This window comes from Acinetobacter sp. ACNIH2 (assembly GCF_002934965.1).
GTDB classification, from domain to species: domain Bacteria; phylum Pseudomonadota; class Gammaproteobacteria; order Pseudomonadales; family Moraxellaceae; genus Acinetobacter; species Acinetobacter tandoii.
Genome location: NZ_CP026412.1, coordinates 2,907,771 through 2,925,328, shown reverse-complemented (window position 1 = coordinate 2,925,328; position 17,558 = coordinate 2,907,771). Strand labels below are relative to the sequence as shown.

Here is a 17,558-nt window from a genome sequence, read left to right as displayed (position 1 = left end):
TCCTTTAATGCGTAAAATTCCATGAGAACTTTTCATGCTTAGAAAAGCTCTCTGACTAAAATGTTGTGAAATTTAGGCAAATAAAGGTGGGGCTCGCCCTTGAGGAGTGAGAAATAGCCGCTGTAAAACAAAAAAGACGTGCTTAAATGCTTTTTGGAATGCAAGCATACGAACTTGCATACGCGTAAAGACTTCTTGGATACCAAGATTCAAATGAGCAACTAAATGCCCATATACCGTACAGAAAATACAGTGATGATCTAAATGATGTTGATGCTGAGATGGCGAATGCTGCATATTTTGCAGATCATGCATAGATTCAGCATGTGCATGATGGCTAGTCTGTTGAGTTGCTTTCGTCTGGACTGCTAATTCAGCAATAGTGATACAGACCTGAGCAATTTGCAGTTTCTCAGGTAACAAGGGCTGCAAAAAAACTGCAACATGTATCCACATCGCTATTAAAGCGAGCACAAAAGATGCTCTCAATCCTATCCCGTCTGAAATGATGAACGCGGAAAACTAACATAGATGTAACACTTGAATCAATTATTCTTCCTAAAATTCGAAATACTATTAAAAGTCATTTCTTGATCAACCATATCGAATGCTGAATTAAAGTTCTATTCCTCTTATTTTGGGAATACCTTGTTCTTTTATCACCATATCAATCGGTTTTTTATGCTTAGAGGATGCACGATATTTAGGCATCCATAATTCCACATCGACATTTTGAAAATTATATTTCAGGGACAGTTGACGACCATGCGAGTCAATTTTCTATCAGACGATTCAACTTTATTCATGTGGCTATAAGGCAGCTTTTAAATATTCCACATTTGTTCTATAGCGGTAATTTGACTATACACATGCTGATGTTCTGCACGTTTAACAGCACACCAAAGTTTCATAAAACGCTTACCCAAATAGCTCTGTAAAATATGGTTTTCTTTAAACAGTGCTAAAGCATCCAACTGATTTGTCGCTAAAAAAATACGTTCAGTAGGATCACTCATTTGGTTCGTTGCTGTAGGAACGACTAAAGGATGGGTCAAGCCATGTAATGTTCCAATCAACATCACGGCAATGGTCAAATATGGATTACAGTCTGCACCTGCCACTCGATATTCTAATCGACTATTTTCAGCATCCGAACATGGAATCCGAATTGCGACATTGCGGTTATTCAGTCCCCAATTTGCCTCTAAAGGCACATGGTTGCCTTTCTGAAAGCGTCGAAAAGAATTGATATTAGGTGCAAGTATCGCCATGCTTGGAGGTAAAAGTAGAATCAGCCCGCTAATCACTTTTAATAATTCAGCCGATACCGATTCATTTGGCTGCATACGAAACACATTCCGTTTGGCTCGATCTAAAAGACTCATATGAAAGTGCATACCACTCCCTGCTTTATGAAGATCAGGTTTTGCTAAGAAACTGGCCCTTAATCCATTTTTTAAAGCCACTTGTTTGATCGTGCGCTTTAAAAGCATAATTTGGTCGCATAATTTAAGAATATCGTCCATATGCTGAATATTAATTTCATATTGCCCAGCAGATGATTCAGCCACAATGCCCGTAATGTTTATACCTTGCAAAGCAGCAATATATTCAACTTCATCTAGAACCTGTTGATAGCTATTAGGCGCCTGAACATCAAAACATTGGCTAGATACCATAATCCCTGCATTTGCATTCTGATCGGATAGGTAAAACTCTAATTCCGCAGCCATACATGGATATAAATGCTGCTTTTCAAGTTGTGCCAATATGTTCTTTAAAATATTTCGCGGTTCATATTCGCAATCAGCGCCCCCTTCTTTCATACTTAATAATAATTGAGCATTCAATTCAGGCTCTAACGGACAAGGCTGCAAACTTCCTAATACTGGTTTGCAAAAATAATCTGGCTCTCCAATTTGTTTTCCCAATCCAGTTTCTTCTATCACCTCCCCATCTAGGCTCATCGCATAAATCGAGAGCGGAAAATAACACCCTTTACTCAGTTTTCTAAGACTGCTCACATCGATTCGTTTACCACGCATATGGCCATTAATGTCATGCAGACAAATATCAATATGCTTGGTATTGGGATATCGAGTGAAATAGTACTCTACTTCTTCTAAAAACAATATTTCGTCTAAATCCAAAGTTGAAGGATCAAGGGGGATGTTTATTCTCGAACCGTGTTGTTTATCTTGTATCGCGAGTAAGCTACTCATCATCTCTAGCCCTATTCATTTGAATGAACTCAAGATAAATGAGGCATGCCATGAAGTAACGTAAATGTTGCGTAAATTTTTTAAATAACCATATAAAACAAAATATTTAAATTTATTTAACCTTTATTTTATTTGTTTAAAGATGCTCATTTCAGGCTTATGACTGCATAAAATTAAATAAAAAAGCCCGAAATCATCTCGAGCTTTTAAATCAGACTAAATTTGTTGACTGCTTTAGCCAATTACATCAGTCAAAAATTTACGAAATCAAAAAATCTATATCCCTTATGGATAGACTCATTTTTCTGGGCTTAGAGGTTTTTCTTAACTTTAAAAATCTGTAGTTTCTACGGGCAAATGCGTACCTAACAAAGAAAAAGTCACGTCAGCGACTTTCAATGGGTCTGAACTGGTCCAAATAATATGGCTCCCCTCATGTGTACGTTCAGAACTTAAATGATATTGATTGAGCTGCCGAATTAGTTGTGCTGTTACAGCCTCCGAAGGCTCAATAATTTGAATATCATGACCTACAATTTCCTGAATCGTATCTGAAACAAACGGATAATGTGTGCATCCTAAAATAATCGTATCGACTTTTTGCTCGACCAACGGCGCTAAAATATTTTTTTAATAATCCTTAACTTCCGCGGTATGTGCTTTACCTGTTTCAATTTTTTCGGCTAAGCCAATACACGGCACTAGAGACACTTTAATATCTTGTGCGTAAGTTTTAATTAAACTTTTTAAGTTTTTGCCCTTAACCGTCGTTGCAGTTGCCAAGACAGCAATATGCTTGTTTTGTGTCATTGCTACTGCGGGTTTTACGGCTGGTTCTATTGCAATAAGCGGCACATTTATTTGCGCTCTGATTGTTTCAATCGCTACAGCAGTCATGGTATTACAAGCAACAACGATCGCTTTGCACTTACCGTCATTTATAAGATTCGAGATTAAGTGAGTGGTTCTTGAAACAATCCAGTCACTTTCTTTGTCCCCATACGGGACATATTTCGAGTCCGCGAAATAGATAATGTCTTCATTGGGAAGAGCCTGCCGAATGTGCTTAAATAGTGACAGCCCGCCTAAACCAGAATCAATCATTCCAATCGGGTTGTTATTGTTACTCATAATTTATCCTGTATTTCATATATTTGGAAAAATTCTTTCATGGTTACTAAGTCTTTGAGCAAAACTTTGGGTTGAATGGTTTTTAATTTTTCAGCCGACGTATAACCCCATCCTACCGCAGCAAAATCAATGCCTGCTTTATGAGCCGCTTCGCCATCAGTCATTTGGTCACCGACATAAATGACCTGCTCTTTACTTAAATTTAAAAGGTTGAGAACACGCCTAATTCTTTTTGCCTTACCAAATACAGAAGAGCCACCATCAATATGAGCAAAAAGCTCACAGAGTTCTTTACCCAGAAGATTTTGACAGTTTTCTTTAGAGTTTGAAGTAATAATTGCGAGCGTATACCCTCGATTATGCAGTTCTATTAGCTGATCCTGCATACCTTCAAACATATAAATTTCTTGATCTCTTTCTTTCATTAAGCGAATGAAATCCTTAGCAATCCAAGGTAGTTTCCATCTGGAAACTTTCATCTCTTTCATAATTTCTCTAGGCGTGAGTTGTTTGTAGTACTCAACCTCATGAAGGCCTACTGATTTAAAGTTATACTTTGTAGAAAGTTGATTTAAAGCACCTAAAAAGAAGCTAAAGGAGTCGACTAGAGTACCGTCCATATCAAAAATAATAGCTTGATATTTTTTTAAGGCTTTTTCCATTTTTAAATTCTAAAATAAACTATATTTTTCATTATTATATTATATTTTTTATAGCCTTTTAAATCAGGCCTTAACTGAAGACCTGATTTAAAAATATATCTTTAACTTATTGATTAAACAAATATTGATAAACAATATACGCAGCCAGTTTTGCTGTTCGATTGTCTAAATCAAATTTTGGATTGCACTCAGCAATATCTAAAAGTTTGATTTTGCCAGTCTCTTGAATATGCTTAAAAATTGCTTCGAAAGTGGCTAAATCAATTCCTTTTACAGCTGGCGCACTGACCCCCGGTGCAACTGCAGCCGAGAAGACATCTAAATCAATCGTAACGTACAAACAGTCTACTTTTTCAATAAAAGCATCAACCGCTGCAAGCACGTTTGGTAGGTTAAAAATATTAACCTCATGATCTCTTAAATATGAACAATTCAGAGCATCGGCTGTATCAAACAAAACTTTAGTATTGGCATGGTTGGCAACCCCAATACATAAATAATTAAATTGTTTTTGATGCTGTTCTGAAAGCCTTGCTGCTTGTAAAAAAGGTGTTCCAGAAGTGGCATGCTCTGCTTCACGCAAATCAAAATGGGCATCGAAGTTAATAATGCCTATTTTTTTATCTGGCGCGTTGGCTTGTACATATTGGAATAGACCGCTAAAGCTACCAAATGCAACTTCATGTCCACCGCCCAACACAATCGGTTTTAAACCATTTTGTAGGCTGTTTGCGACTTGTTCTGCTAATTCGCTTTGTGCTTGCTCTAAATTGCCGTATTCACAAGTCACCGTACCCAAATCGACCAGACTCACTGGACGATGAATCGGTAAGTTAGCCAGTTGCATGCGGACTGCATCTGGTGCGTCGGCAGCACCAACTCGGCCTTTGTTACGTTTCACGCCTTCATCAGAGCTAAAACCAATCAGGGCAAATTCGGCATGTTGAGTTTTGTTCACAATATGGTGAATACGTTGGTGTGCTTCACCCTCGCCATCATGTCGGCCTTGCCATTTAAATGTGTGATTCATGTGACACCGTTTAAAAAATAACTTCTTGTCCATGCTGAACGACTCGCTTAGGCAAATCTCCGCCCAGCCAGTAAACAATTTCAGATGGATGCTCAATATCCCAAGCCACAAAGTCAGCGACTTTACCTTGCTCCAAACTACCGTGCGTTTGCTCTAAACCAAGCGCTTGTGCAGCATGAATGGTGACACCAGCTAAGGCTTGCTCAGGCGTTAAACGGAATAACGTACTGCCCATGTTCAGCATTAAACGTACAGAAAGTGCTGGAGATGTACCCGGGTTTAAATCACTCGATAGCGCAATACGCACACCATGTTTAATCAGGCTTTCGATTGGTGGATATTGTGTTTCACGCAGTAGATAAAAGGCACCTGGTAGCAACACAGCAACCGTGCCCGACTCAGCCATAGCTTTAACATCATCTTCGGTCATGTACTCTAAATGGTCAGCCGACAAAGCATGATAACGTGCTGCCAAACTTGAGCCACCTAACGATGAAAGCTGTTCAGCATGAAGCTTAACGGGTAGGCCCAATGATTGTGCCGTTTTAAAAACACGTTCAACCTGAGCAGGTGAAAATGCCAAATGCTCACAGAACGCATCTACTGCATCGACTAAACCTTCGGCATGCAGTTTAGGCAGCATTTCTGTACAGATATGCTCAATATAAGCATCGCTTTGGTCTTTGTATTCTGGCGGTAAAGCATGCGCAGCTAAACAGGTACTTTTTACCGTCATTGGTAAAGCTTCACCAATTTGACGGATCACACGCAGCATTTTGCGCTCATTTTCATAATTGAGTCCGTAACCAGACTTAATTTCGATGGTGGTTACACCGTCTTGTTGCATACAGCGAATACGTTTAAGGGCTGAATTTAATAGTTGTTCTTCGCTTGCTTCACGCGTTGCACGTACTGTACTAGCAATACCACCACCGCTCGCTGCAATTTCAGCATAACTTACACCTTGTAAGCGCTTTTCAAACTCAACACTACGGTTGCCACCAAATACACTATGCGTATGACAGTCGATGAACCCTGGGGTCACCCAAGCACCGTTTAAGTCAACTGTTTCGAAATATGTGTCGGTAGGAAGTTGTTGTTGTTTTCCAATCCACTGAATGAGATGCCCTTCTGTGACAATTGCAGCATCTTCAATGTAGGAGTATTGCCCATTTTGCATGGTCGCAATGTGGCAATTCTGCCAAAGTTTTTTCATGAGCCTTTCCTCAAAACTGCCCAATAGTTAAACCATTGGGCAGTTCATTTGTTAGCTTTCTATCTCAACATTTTGCTGGATAGGATTACTTTCCTTTCCCAAGTTTTGCTGTGGTTTTACCCATATGCGATAAGCAATAGTTAAGAGTGCAAGCCATGTTATTCCGACATAAATTGCAGGACGTGAATCAGGGAAATAACCCATCATCACTAAAATAAACACCATGAAACCAATCGCGAACGCAGGTGCAACTGGCCAACCCCATACAGGGAAATCCAGTGCCTTAATTTCAGCAGCAGATAACTTACGGCGCATCGCGACTTGTGAAAGCAAGATCATGAGCCATACCCAAACCGTTGCAAAAGTCGCAATTGATGCAATGATCATGAATACATTTTCAGGAATTAGGTAGTTCAACACCACACCAATTAACAGCACGCCAGCCATAACCACAACAGTCATCCAAGGCACACCATTACGCGATAATTTTTGGAAAATGCGAGGTGCTTGACCACGGTTTGCCATACCATAAAGCATACGGCCAGCGCCAAATACATCACTGTTAATTGCTGAAATCGCAGCAGTCACCACTACAATATTTAGAATATTCGCGGCAGATTTAATGCCTAAATTTTCAAAAATTTGTACGAATGGGCTACCTTGGCTACCAATTTGATTCCATGGGAAAATCGACATCAAAACAAAAATGGTCAGTACATAGAAAAGTAAAATACGGACTGGAACAGCATTAATGGCTTTTGGCAAAGTGGTTTTCGGATCTTGTGATTCGCCAGCAGTTAAACCGATAATTTCGATACCACCGAAAGCAAATACAACCACAGATAAACATGCAACTAAGCCTGCAATGCCATGCGGCATAAAGCCATCATAAATCCATAAGTTTTGAATACCCGGTACCACACTGCTATGGTCAGCGTGGAAGCCATAGAACATTAAGCCTATGCCACCTAAAATCATGGCAACAATGGCACTGACTTTAATGATGGAAAGCCAGAATTCGAGTTCACCAAAGATTTTAACGTGAATCAGGTTAATGGCACCCAAGAACATAATCAGAGATAAAATCCAGATCCACCGTGGTACATCGGGATACCAGAACCCCATATAAATACCAAAAGCGGTGACATCGGCAATCGCGACAATCACCATTTCAAACACATAAGTCCAGCCCGTAGTGAAACCTGCCAAAGGACTTATGTACTGTGATGCATAGTGGCTAAATGAACCGGATACTGGGTTATGGACAGCCATTTCACCCAGTGCGCGCATAACGATATAAATTGCAATCCCTGCAACGATATACGCCAATAATACTGAAGGCCCCGCCATTTTAATGGCGGTAGCCGAACCATAGAAAAGCCCAGTTCCAATTGCTGAGCCCAATGCCAAGAAACGAATATGGCGGGTGTTCAATCCCCGCTGTAGTGTGGAGTTTTGTGACATTATAATCTCCAATCCTTGAGGAAATTTAGTTAGATTCGGCCACTCCATGTGACCGTTTTATCAATCACACTTCAGATAAACTAGGGAGTAGTTTTGGAATAAGTAACTCGTTTAAACAGCCACTCGAAAGTAATTCACTTGCTTGTTCAATATCAGGAGCAAAGAAACGGTCTTCACTGTAGTAAGGAACTTGATCGCGCAAGATTTTACGAGCTTGTTCAAGTTTAGGCGAGCTTTTTAAGCCTTCACGGAAGTCTAGACCCTGACAAGCGCCTAACCATTCGACAGCTAAAATGCCACGGACGTTGTCAGCCATATACCAAAGACGTTTACCTGCATTCGGAGCCATTGATACATGGTCTTCCTGATTCGCTGAAGTTGGCAAACTATCAACACTCGCCGGATGTGCAAGTGCTTTGTTATCACTCGCAAGAGCTGCTGCTGTCACTTGAGCAATCATGAAACCTGAGTTCACACCGCCATTTGCGACCAAGAACGGTGGAAGCTGTGACATGTGACGGTCCATCATCATCGAAATACGACGTTCTGAAAGTGAACCAATTTCTGCGATTGCCAATGCTAAATTATCTGCCGCCATTGCTACAGGTTCCGCATGGAAGTTACCACCAGAAATCACATCACCTTGTTCTGCAAAAACAAGTGGGTTATCAGATACCGCATTTGCTTCAATTTCTAAAACTTCAGCAGCCTGACGGATTTGCGTTAGACATGCACCCATCACCTGTGGTTGGCAACGTAAAGAGTATGGGTCTTGAACTTTGCTACAGTCTTCGTGTGAATGTGCAATTTCACTCGAATCCGTCAATAAGTCACGATAAGCCGCCGCCACATCAATTTGACCACGTTGACCACGTACTTCATGAATACGAGCATCAAACGGTGAGCGTGAACCCAGCATTGCTTCAACACTTAAGCCACCACAAACTGTCGCAGCAGCAAATAAATCTTCAGCTTCAAACAAACCACGTAAAGCATAAGCAGTCGAAACTTGGGTACCATTTAAAAGTGCCAAGCCTTCTTTCGCTGCTAAAGAAATTGGTTCTAAGCCTGCAATTTTTAAAGCTTCAACTGCTGGTAACCATTCACCTTTATAACGCGCTTTGCTTTCACCAAGTAAAATCAAAGACATATGTGCAAGTGGTGCCAAGTCACCTGAAGCGCCGACTGAACCTTTAAGAGGAATGTGCGGATAAACTTCAGCATTAATTAAAGCCAACAAAGCATCAATGACTTTACGGCGAATACCTGAGAAGCCACGTGCCAAGCTATTTGCTTTCAATAGAATAATTAAACGAACCATTGCATCATCAAGTGCTTCACCTACACCTGCTGCATGCGAAAGAACTAACGAACGCTGTAATTTTTCTAAATCTTCAGGAGCAATCTTGGTTGAAGCAAGTAAACCAAAACCTGTATTAATGCCGTAAGCTGTACGCCCTTCATTTACAATCTGTTCTACACAAGCCACGCTTGCGTTGATTGCAGCTGACGCACTTTCATCTAATTTAACTTTAATCGGGTTGAGGTAAGCTTGACGTAAATCAGCTAAGGTTAATTTTCCCGGTTGGATCAGTAATTCCATGTTGGCTTCCTAATTTTTTGCACTATATTCTGCTGAGACAGTGCTTTTCACAATTGCAAAAAGCACCGCCAGTTCTTCCATGTATTTTTATTGCGTGATCATTGGCAAGTTTAAGCCTTGCTCTTTCGCACAGTTAATCGCAATTTCATAACCGGCATCGGCATGACGCATAACACCTGTTGCAGGGTCATTGGTCAGTACACGAGCAATACGTGCAGCAGCTTCATCTGTACCATCACACACAATTACAACGCCTGAGTGTTGAGAGAAGCCCATACCTACACCACCACCGTGATGTAAAGACACCCAAGTTGCGCCGCCCGCTGTATTTAACAATGCATTTAATAAAGGCCAGTCTGATACTGCGTCTGAACCGTCTTGCATTGCTTCAGTTTCACGGTTTGGACTTGCAACCGAACCTGAGTCTAAATGGTCACGACCAATCACAACTGGTGCAGACAACTCACCGCTACGAACCATTTCGTTAAATGCCAAACCAAGTTTTGCACGTAAGCCTAGACCAACCCAGCAAATACGCGCTGGTAAGCCTTGGAAGCTAATGCGTTCACGAGCCATGTCTAACCAGTGATGTAAATGTTCATCATCAGGAATTAACTCTTTAACTTTGGCATCTGTTTTATAAATGTCTTCTGGGTCACCAGAAAGCGCTGCCCAACGGAATGGACCAATACCACGACAGAACAATGGACGGATATAAGCAGGTACGAAGCCCGGGAAATCAAAAGCGTTTGCTACGCCTTCATCTTTCGCCATTTGACGGATGTTATTACCATAGTCAAATGTTGGAACACCCATTTTTTGGAAATCAAGCATCGCTTGTACGTGCTTCGCCATCGACTGTTTTGCAGCTTTTACCACAGCTTCTGGTTCAGTTTTCGCACGTTCACGGTATTCATCCCAAGTCCAACCTACTGGTAAGTAGCCATTGAGTGGATCGTGTGCACTTGTTTGATCAGTCACCATGTCTGGACGTACACCACGGCGAACAAGCTCAGGTAAAATTTCAGCAGCGTTACCATGAAGCGCAATTGAAATTGCTTTACCTTCTTTTGTATAGCGGTCAATACGCGCTAAAGCGTCGTCTAAATCAGTTGCTTGTTCGTCTACATAACGGGTACGTAAACGGAAATCGATACTGGTTTGTTGGCATTCAATGTTTAAAGAACAAGCCCCTGCAAGTGTTGCAGCTAAAGGCTGAGCGCCCCCCATACCGCCTAAACCAGCAGTAAGAACCCAACGGCCTTTTAGATCACCGTTGTAGTGTTGGCGGCCTGCCTCAACGAAAGTTTCATAAGTACCCTGCACAATGCCTTGGCTACCAATGTAGATCCATGAACCTGCTGTCATTTGACCATACATGGCCAAACCTTTGGCATCGAGTTCATTAAAGTGTTCCCAATTTGCCCAGTGTGGCACCAAGTTTGAATTGGCAATTAACACACGTGGTGCATCTTTATGGGTTTTAAATACACCTACCGGTTTACCTGATTGCACCAAAAGGGTTTCGTCTTCTTCAAGTTTTTTGAGTGTTTCTACAATTTTATCGAAGCATTCCCAGTCACGCGCTGCACGGCCAATACCACCATATACAACAAGTTCTTTAGGATTTTCAGCCACATCGGGGTCAAGGTTATTCATTAACATGCGCAACGGCGCTTCTGTTAACCAGCTTTTTGTATTTAAAGTTGTCCCTCTAGGTGCACGAATTTCAATGTCACGATAACGTGGATTATTTGCTTTCACAAACAGACTCCTTTCCTTTTAAAAATAATGTCCACAAGAATCTTCTTATGGGAAACTACATGTTCATACTTGTATATACATATATATACTATATATTTTTTCATTAATGCAATAATTTTTTTTAATTTTCCATCAACCCATTAATTTAAATAAAAAAAATGCATAAGAAGACTTATGCATTTCCGAAAACAATTTGAATTTCTAAATTTTAAGCTTAGAACTGGTATCATTTCACGCTGTTCAACCCGCGTTTTTATTGAACACACCAGAGTAGCAACATTGTGGATGATGGTTGATGAATCTTCAAATTGCATGATTCATTTTTTTAAATTTGAACTTTTATCGGGTCTCGACAAAGCTGCGTACTGAGATATAAACCACTTTAAATGCCTATTTCCCTTCATCTGTTGTCTTAGGGATTAAACTTGCCTTCTAAATGATATCGATTGCCTGGATAAATCAAACGCGCACTAGAAATGAGGTTTTTATTTGACCATGTTCTACGTTGAATAAATAAACAAGGTTCTGCCTTATTGATTTTGAGCCATTTACACTCTTGGGCAGATGCCAAAACTGCTTTTACAATATGCTCTCCCTCAGTCACTGGTGAATTTTGCATTAAGTAAGCATTCGGCGTTATTTGCGAAAAATCTTGTTTTAAATAATTCGGCACCAAATATGAATTGACTAATCTATCTTCAATCTGCACAGGAATATCATTTTCATAATGAATAATAATCGAATGATAAAGTAGCTGACCTTCTTGTACCTCCATTTGCAGGCTTTGTAATGCATTTGCCCGAAGACTTTCCAGAACAATGACTTCAGCACGATGCTCATGCTTTCGGGCTTGAATTTCATCCGCAATATTATTAATTTGAAACAACGAAGTTTGCCCTTGTTGCTCTGCGACAAAAGAACCAACACCTTGAACTCGAACCAATACACCTTCTGCCGTTAGCTCCCGTAGCGCACGATTAATGGTCATACGACTACAACCCAACTGGTTAACCAATTCACTTTCAGAAGGAATTTTTTGATTGGTCGACCATAACCCTTGATTAATTTTGGTGGTAATTAATTGCTTCACTCGCATATAAATCGGGATCGGACTATCTGCATCAATGGTTAGCTCTAGGTCTTGTTTAGGCTCTTTTTTTATTGCCATGTAATTACTCGATACAGATAAACTTAATTCTTCGCAGTTTACCCTGTAGCCCTCAAAAGGTATATACAGATATAGTCAAGTTATCTATATGTTCCACACCCATAATTCTAGACAGCCGAATTTGATGGGTAAAACTTAAAAACCTTCTTTTACAACTCCATCCCCACCCATAAACCTGATTGGCTTTAAGGTTCCCTATGGCTGGTCAAAATATAGTGAACTCAACTAGAGCAAATCAGCTTATAAAAAAGTGCTTCTACCTTAAAATAAATAAGGGACATTCGCCATCTGACAAATGTCCCTCAACTAAGCAATTAAGTGGCTAGAAAATATTAAACTAGAAATTCACTGTCCATGAAAATTGAGCTGAACGTGGTGCGCCTAAGAATAAGTAATCATCCCCAGAGAAACTTCCTGCATCACGCCAATATTTCTTGTTAAACACGTTATCAATGTTTAAACGTAGCGTATTGTCATACCCATAAGCGCGGAAGTTATAAGCTGAACCAATATCAAACACTGTAAAACTTGGAACTTTAACAGTGCCTGCTCTATTCGCATATTTATCACTGCTGTATTGCATACCTGCCAATAATCTCAATCCCTCCACTTGTGGCACAGCATATGAAACATGACTAGCAAAGCGTAATTTCGGGACATTTTGCATTTGATGTCCACTATATTCAGCTACATCAATGCCTTTAAGTTGTGAATGAGTCAACGCCAGTGTTGATGAAATATCAAGGTTTTGGCTTAAGCGCCCTTGTACACCCAGTTCAAGACCCAGATTATGCTGTTCACCATCTGTGACATACACATTGTCTAAGTTCGTATATTGATTGTCTTGTTTGAGATCGAACAAGGCTGCGGTGAATAAAAATGCCTGCCGCTGCTGCTTGATTCCCAGTTCAAATTGAGTTGAATGGACAGGCGCTAGAGTCTCATAAGCATTGCCTGCGATACCTTTATCAGGATTACCGAAGGCATACCATGGTGCTTGTCCACCGTCGCTTAAACCTTTGGCATAAGACGCATAAACATGAGTACGTTCCCACGGTTGATACATCACGGCGAATTGCGGTAAGAAACGATCTAAATTGGTTTCTCGAATATTACTTCCATCTGCAGCATAAGCATTTTCATTTAAATGCAACAGCTTACCGCCCAATAAAACCGACCATTGAGTATTAAAAGCAATCTGATCCAACAAATTTAACGCAGTCTGTTCACTGTTTAAGGATTTGTAATGGTTGCCTAAGTTTTTATCGCTTGGGATATATTCAATAGGGTCACTATTAATATTCCCTGTAGCTTCAAAATCACTGTTTACTGGTTCAAAAATCGCATCGTATTGTGCATGGCGTTTATAGGTCTGCGATAATTCTAAACTTAGCTTATGTTGCCATGTACCTGTATTGAACTTCCCGTTTAACCCCGTTTTAAACTGATTGGTCAGGTAACTGTCATTTGGACTGCGAAACTCATAAATATCGTAATTACCATTTTGGTCAAAGGTATTACCTAAACCTGTATATTGACACTCATTGCTATAAGCGCAGCCATATGGAAATGCTGAATAATCATCGACCACTACACGACTTTGTGAAGCTACCAAATTCCCTGTCCAATTGTCATTAAACTGGTAGGTATATTTTAAGCCAGCATTTAAACTTTCATTGGTAACAGGTTTACCCCAGCTTTGATAACCTAATAACCGATCCCATTCCACCCCTGTTGGTATGGTTGTGCCATCAAGTAACTGATAGCCTGGTACTGAACGTTGGCGCTGACGTTGTGACTCAATATCAAACTCCAATTTTGAACGATCTGATACTTTCCAGTCCAAAGCCAAAGAACCAAATACACGCTGACCATCGGCATGATCCACATAAGGGTGGATTTCTTCTTTTGCAAGATTTATACGATAACCAAACTGCTGATGTTCCCCGAATAACCCACCAAGATCAGTCGCTACACGATTGCCTCCATGACTATCTCCCTCAATCGTTAAAGAACGGATATTTTCAGGGCGTTTAGTCACATAGTTGACTACACCGCCAGGCGTAGACATGCCACTTTGAATGGCGCTAATTCCCTTTAAAATTTCAACTTGTGCTTTATTTTCAAGGGCTACATTTTGTTGGCCACGAAGTAGATTACCATTCAGTAAATAGCTTGACCCTGCATTGAGCATGAAACCGCGCATCATAAAATTTGGGTAGTAACCAATTGGTGCATAACCATCACCGACGGCTGCATCATTTTTAACGACATCAGTCAGTGTTTTGGCATGTTGGTCTGCAATAAGTTGTGCTGTAACTGTCGTCAGTGAAGCAGGTATTTCAGCCTGAGTTTGCTGTGTAAACCCCGTCAAATTCACTTGAGGCTGGTAATACGCAGCCTGCGCTTGCTCAGCAGTTACTGTAATTGTCGCAAGTTGTGCAGTTTCATTTTCATCTGCTGCATAAGCCATTCCTGAGCTTAGTCCTAGACATGAAAATGAACCAACTGTCAGTAATGCTTTTTGTAAATGAGAAAATGAAAATGGATACGTATTCACAGTTATTGCCTAACCCCAAAAGATAATCTTACAACATGAATTTTCGGGCATGAGTATTCACAATTTTTACGCATAGAACAATGCTTTTCTCAGACTTATTTTCTTTTTATACGAAATAATTTTATTAAAAAGTTCAACCGAATAAAAACCCAAAAACATTCATCTGAAGACCTAGTTTTAAAGACTTAAATATCCCCAAAAGCGTCCAATATTTCGAGCAAATAAAGTTAAAAAGCACTGAAGATTAACTGGTTCGTGTCATAATAAAATCAGCCGAATAATGAAGTAAAAAATATGAGTACAGCTATAGAAATCATCGAACAAGCAATACAAAAAGGCATGAATCATCGCCCTCAAATTGGTGGATTTCCTTATTTAGCCGAAGCTTTACGCGAAGCAGGCGTAACCATAAATGAATGGATTCTTCCATGTTGCCAAAGTCTTTATCAGACCAATAGTGGGGCTGTCATTTTTCCTCATCCATCACTGATTACAACGGCAACAGACATTCCTACATTTAATCAAGACTTACTCATCCAAGCATTACGAGCAGACCAAGCAGGACACACCTCATTTCCAGAGTTTTTACAAGCAATCTGGTCTGCTGGAATAATTCGCTACACCGTTAATTTAGAAGCACGTTACGTCGTTTATTATGGTAGTTCTGGTGAAAGCTACATGGAAAAATACCCTGCAGTTACACTACCAATTTAATTGACATTTCTTGTATTTATTATTCAAGGAAACTTTTTAATTACCCAATTGAATTTATTGAATCGAAATAAAGGACGCTTTTGCTCACACAGAAGTTAACAATGCGTCAGATAATCAATGTGATACTTTTTAGAAATTTCAAATAAAGGCAAAATCTTAAAAATAATTATCTGATTTAATTAAGGAAAAATTTTGTTATCATAATTTCTTTCAATTTGCTTTCTGCTTAAACTTTACAAACCCTTTTTAAATCATTATTTTGACCAAATTAATGATAGGTATCCAAATTTAGATATCTCCCCCTCAGGTTATAGCATGGCTGTTTCAAGCTTAATTAAACTAGGCTAATTGTTGTTTTTATCGGCATTTCTTCTACAATAGTTTAATTATGTTCAAGAAAAAATTGCTATAGTCTTCTCACAAGTTCTTTTATAGTGATCTTATACGGAACATATGCATGAATTCAGAACGCCAACAAAATTTTCTTTTGCGTAAAGAAAAAATCTTAGCAATGGCCGAGAAATTATTACTCGATAATAATCAGGACATTACTCTTGAAGAACTTGCTTCTGAATTAGATATTGCCAAAGGCACAATTTACAAGCATTTCGACAGTAAAAATCAACTTTATTTAGAACTTATTATTCTAAACGAAAAACGTTTACTTGATATTTCACACAAATTCAACACAGACATCAATTCGTATGTTTCAGAATACATGCTCTACAACATGTTAAATTCAAACCGTACAATATTGCTGCATGTGATTGAAGAACGTCTGACCAACAACGAACGTAAACTGAATAACTTATTTGATGAACTCTATAAAATCCGTGAAGCGCGGATTTTAAGTATTAAAGAAATCACTGATAAATATTTAAAAGAAAACAACAGTGCAATGTCCATTCGAGACTATCAATCTTATGTTTGGACTGTCACTTATGGTGCTTGTTTGTTGCTCAATTCAACCCATTACCAAAAAGCTATTGGCTCTCGTGATCGCTTAATAAAATTGTATATTAATCAGGTATTAATGACACCTGATAAAGTTGTTTAAATAGCGCTTAAAGGAGATCTGATGAGATCTCCTTTTTAATTTTTGCGGTCACTTTTTTAAACCAAACACTGCGATAAAATCGTACAACACTATAAATTTTCGGGGTTATTCACATGACTGTTTTATTACAAATTGATTTTCCAAGTACTGGACCTTTTGCAAAAGAAATGACTCAAGCATTTACTTCACTTGCAGAAAGTATTAATCAGGAAACTGGGCTTATTTGGAAAATCTGGACAGAAAATAATGATGCCCAAGAAGCAGGTGGAGTCTACCTATTTGACTCGATGGAAAATGCAAAGCGCTATTTAGTCATGCACAGCGCACGTTTAGAAAGTTTCGGTATTACCAATATTCGCAGCAAAATTTTTCAGGTTAATACAGATCTTTCAAAAATCAACCATGCCCCACTTTAAAATGATAAGTCCTGAATTTGTCAGGACTTATCATCACTTGAATGTAATGTTTCAAGTAAAGTTGGCTGCACAGGTGCTTCAGCCTGATTATGAAGATAAACTTGCGCAACTTTAAACACAATCACAACGGCTAAACACGTCGCTATACAAAAAATCCAGAAACCAAATGGACTTCGAATGTTATGTGAGCCGCAATTCGGACACTCTTTAACATCCGAATCGACCACTAAATCACAGCAAGCACAATGGTATTGATACAGCATAGGTATACTCCTATTTCACTGTAGTGGTTGTATTTATTTTCACATTCCCAAATCCATGGCAATGTAATCTTTCTTCATGTTATGTGAGTATTTGTAAATGCACAAGCCAAGTCACAAATAAAAGTCGACTGTAAAGTTCAAAATTAATCAATGTAGCACTAGTCTATTGTTTTGATTTTTCTTTTATGAAAATTATGAGATTGATGATTATGTAACGAGGTTTAAGTGTCTTAAAATTCAACTCCTTTCATAATTCAAGTACTATAGTGGCTCAACTCCAGTTTTTTA

14 protein-coding genes and 1 pseudogene are annotated in these 17,558 nt (G+C 39.3%); 3 read left to right on the top strand and 12 right to left on the bottom strand.

Features of this window, described 5'->3' with window-relative positions; all coding sequences use genetic code 11:
* Positions 1-72: 72 nt before the first annotated feature.
* The 11 genes and pseudogenes from C3F34_RS13790 to C3F34_RS13740 form a co-directional block, all read right to left on the bottom strand.
* Complete coding sequence (locus C3F34_RS13790) at positions 73-495, bottom strand: DUF2946 family protein (RefSeq protein WP_228155368.1); 423 nt, start codon at positions 493-495, stop codon at positions 73-75.
* A gap of 329 nt (positions 496-824) precedes the next feature.
* Entirely contained in the window at positions 825-2,222 is a 1,398-nt protein-coding gene (locus tag C3F34_RS13785) for a glutamine synthetase family protein (protein ID WP_104442358.1), read from the bottom strand.
* A 330-nt stretch (positions 2,223-2,552) separates the two neighbouring features.
* Positions 2,553-3,353 (bottom strand): annotated as a pseudogene (murI, locus tag C3F34_RS13780) (glutamate racemase).
* A complete protein-coding gene (locus tag C3F34_RS13775; protein WP_104441856.1) occupies positions 3,350-4,015 on the bottom strand; it encodes an HAD family hydrolase in 666 nt (221 codons plus the stop codon). Before C3F34_RS13775 ends, murI begins: the two are co-directional and overlap by 4 nt.
* 106 nt (positions 4,016-4,121) lie before the next feature.
* A complete protein-coding gene (gene hutG / locus C3F34_RS13770) occupies positions 4,122-5,045 on the bottom strand; it encodes a formimidoylglutamase (protein ID WP_044740633.1) in 924 nt (307 codons plus the stop codon).
* Between the two features lie 10 nt (positions 5,046-5,055).
* Positions 5,056-6,261 carry an imidazolonepropionase gene (gene hutI / locus C3F34_RS13765; RefSeq protein WP_044740616.1) on the bottom strand — a complete coding sequence of 402 codons (1,206 nt, stop codon included), beginning with the start codon at positions 6,259-6,261 and terminating at the stop codon, positions 5,056-5,058.
* Between the two features lie 51 nt (positions 6,262-6,312).
* On the bottom strand, positions 6,313-7,725 hold the full coding sequence (locus C3F34_RS13760; protein WP_044740615.1) for an amino acid permease: 1,413 nt from the start codon (positions 7,723-7,725) through the stop codon (positions 6,313-6,315).
* A 64-nt stretch (positions 7,726-7,789) separates the two neighbouring features.
* Positions 7,790-9,328, bottom strand: a complete 1,539-nt coding sequence (gene hutH, locus C3F34_RS13755) for a histidine ammonia-lyase (protein WP_005300454.1) — start codon at positions 9,326-9,328, stop codon at positions 7,790-7,792.
* 87 nt (positions 9,329-9,415) lie between these two features.
* Positions 9,416-11,092, bottom strand: coding sequence for a urocanate hydratase (gene hutU / locus C3F34_RS13750; protein WP_044740614.1), 1,677 nt, complete (start codon positions 11,090-11,092; stop codon positions 9,416-9,418).
* Positions 11,093-11,504: 412 nt separating this feature from the next.
* Positions 11,505-12,260, bottom strand: coding sequence for a histidine utilization repressor (hutC, locus tag C3F34_RS13745; RefSeq protein WP_171284973.1), 756 nt, complete (start codon positions 12,258-12,260; stop codon positions 11,505-11,507).
* A 337-nt stretch (positions 12,261-12,597) separates the two neighbouring features.
* Complete coding sequence (locus C3F34_RS13740) at positions 12,598-14,820, bottom strand: TonB-dependent siderophore receptor (RefSeq protein ID WP_104441855.1); 2,223 nt, start codon at positions 14,818-14,820, stop codon at positions 12,598-12,600.
* A 294-nt stretch (positions 14,821-15,114) separates the two neighbouring features.
* Here C3F34_RS13740 and C3F34_RS13735 point away from each other — a divergent pair, with 294 nt between their 5' ends.
* From C3F34_RS13735 to C3F34_RS13725, 3 genes are all read left to right on the top strand, one after another.
* A complete protein-coding gene (locus C3F34_RS13735) occupies positions 15,115-15,534 on the top strand; it encodes a DUF1398 family protein (protein WP_104441854.1) in 420 nt (139 codons plus the stop codon).
* Between the two features lie 457 nt (positions 15,535-15,991).
* Positions 15,992-16,591, top strand: coding sequence for a TetR/AcrR family transcriptional regulator (locus tag C3F34_RS13730; protein WP_016166542.1), 600 nt, complete (start codon positions 15,992-15,994; stop codon positions 16,589-16,591).
* Between the two features lie 113 nt (positions 16,592-16,704).
* A complete protein-coding gene (locus tag C3F34_RS13725) occupies positions 16,705-17,007 on the top strand; it encodes a monooxygenase (RefSeq protein WP_044740610.1) in 303 nt (100 codons plus the stop codon).
* 20 nt (positions 17,008-17,027) lie between these two features.
* On the opposite strand, the gene C3F34_RS13720 is transcribed toward C3F34_RS13725, so the two are convergent.
* On the bottom strand, positions 17,028-17,270 hold the full coding sequence (locus C3F34_RS13720) for a hypothetical protein (protein WP_104441853.1): 243 nt from the start codon (positions 17,268-17,270) through the stop codon (positions 17,028-17,030).
* Positions 17,271-17,558 lie beyond the last annotated feature (288 nt).

Bases quoted from the DNA above. Each gene is read 5' to 3' on its own strand.
- C3F34_RS13785 (WP_104442358.1), bottom strand. From the start codon at position 2,222: ATGAGTAGCTTACTCGCGATACAAGATAAACAACACGGTTCGAGAATA.
- C3F34_RS13775 (WP_104441856.1), bottom strand. From the start codon at position 4,015: ATGGAAAAAGCCTTAAAAAAATATCAAGCTATTATTTTTGATATGGAC.
- hutG (WP_044740633.1), bottom strand. From the start codon at position 5,045: ATGAATCACACATTTAAATGGCAAGGCCGACATGATGGCGAGGGTGAA.
- hutI (WP_044740616.1), bottom strand. From the start codon at position 6,261: ATGAAAAAACTTTGGCAGAATTGCCACATTGCGACCATGCAAAATGGG.
- C3F34_RS13760 (WP_044740615.1), bottom strand. From the start codon at position 7,725: ATGTCACAAAACTCCACACTACAGCGGGGATTGAACACCCGCCATATT.
- hutH (WP_005300454.1), bottom strand. From the start codon at position 9,328: ATGGAATTACTGATCCAACCGGGAAAATTAACCTTAGCTGATTTACGT.
- hutC (WP_171284973.1), bottom strand. From the start codon at position 12,260: ATGGCAATAAAAAAAGAGCCTAAACAAGACCTAGAGCTAACCATTGAT.
- C3F34_RS13735 (WP_104441854.1), top strand. From the start codon at position 15,115: ATGAGTACAGCTATAGAAATCATCGAACAAGCAATACAAAAAGGCATG.
- C3F34_RS13730 (WP_016166542.1), top strand. From the start codon at position 15,992: ATGAATTCAGAACGCCAACAAAATTTTCTTTTGCGTAAAGAAAAAATC.
- C3F34_RS13725 (WP_044740610.1), top strand. From the start codon at position 16,705: ATGACTGTTTTATTACAAATTGATTTTCCAAGTACTGGACCTTTTGCA.
- C3F34_RS13720 (WP_104441853.1), bottom strand. From the start codon at position 17,270: ATGCTGTATCAATACCATTGTGCTTGCTGTGATTTAGTGGTCGATTCG.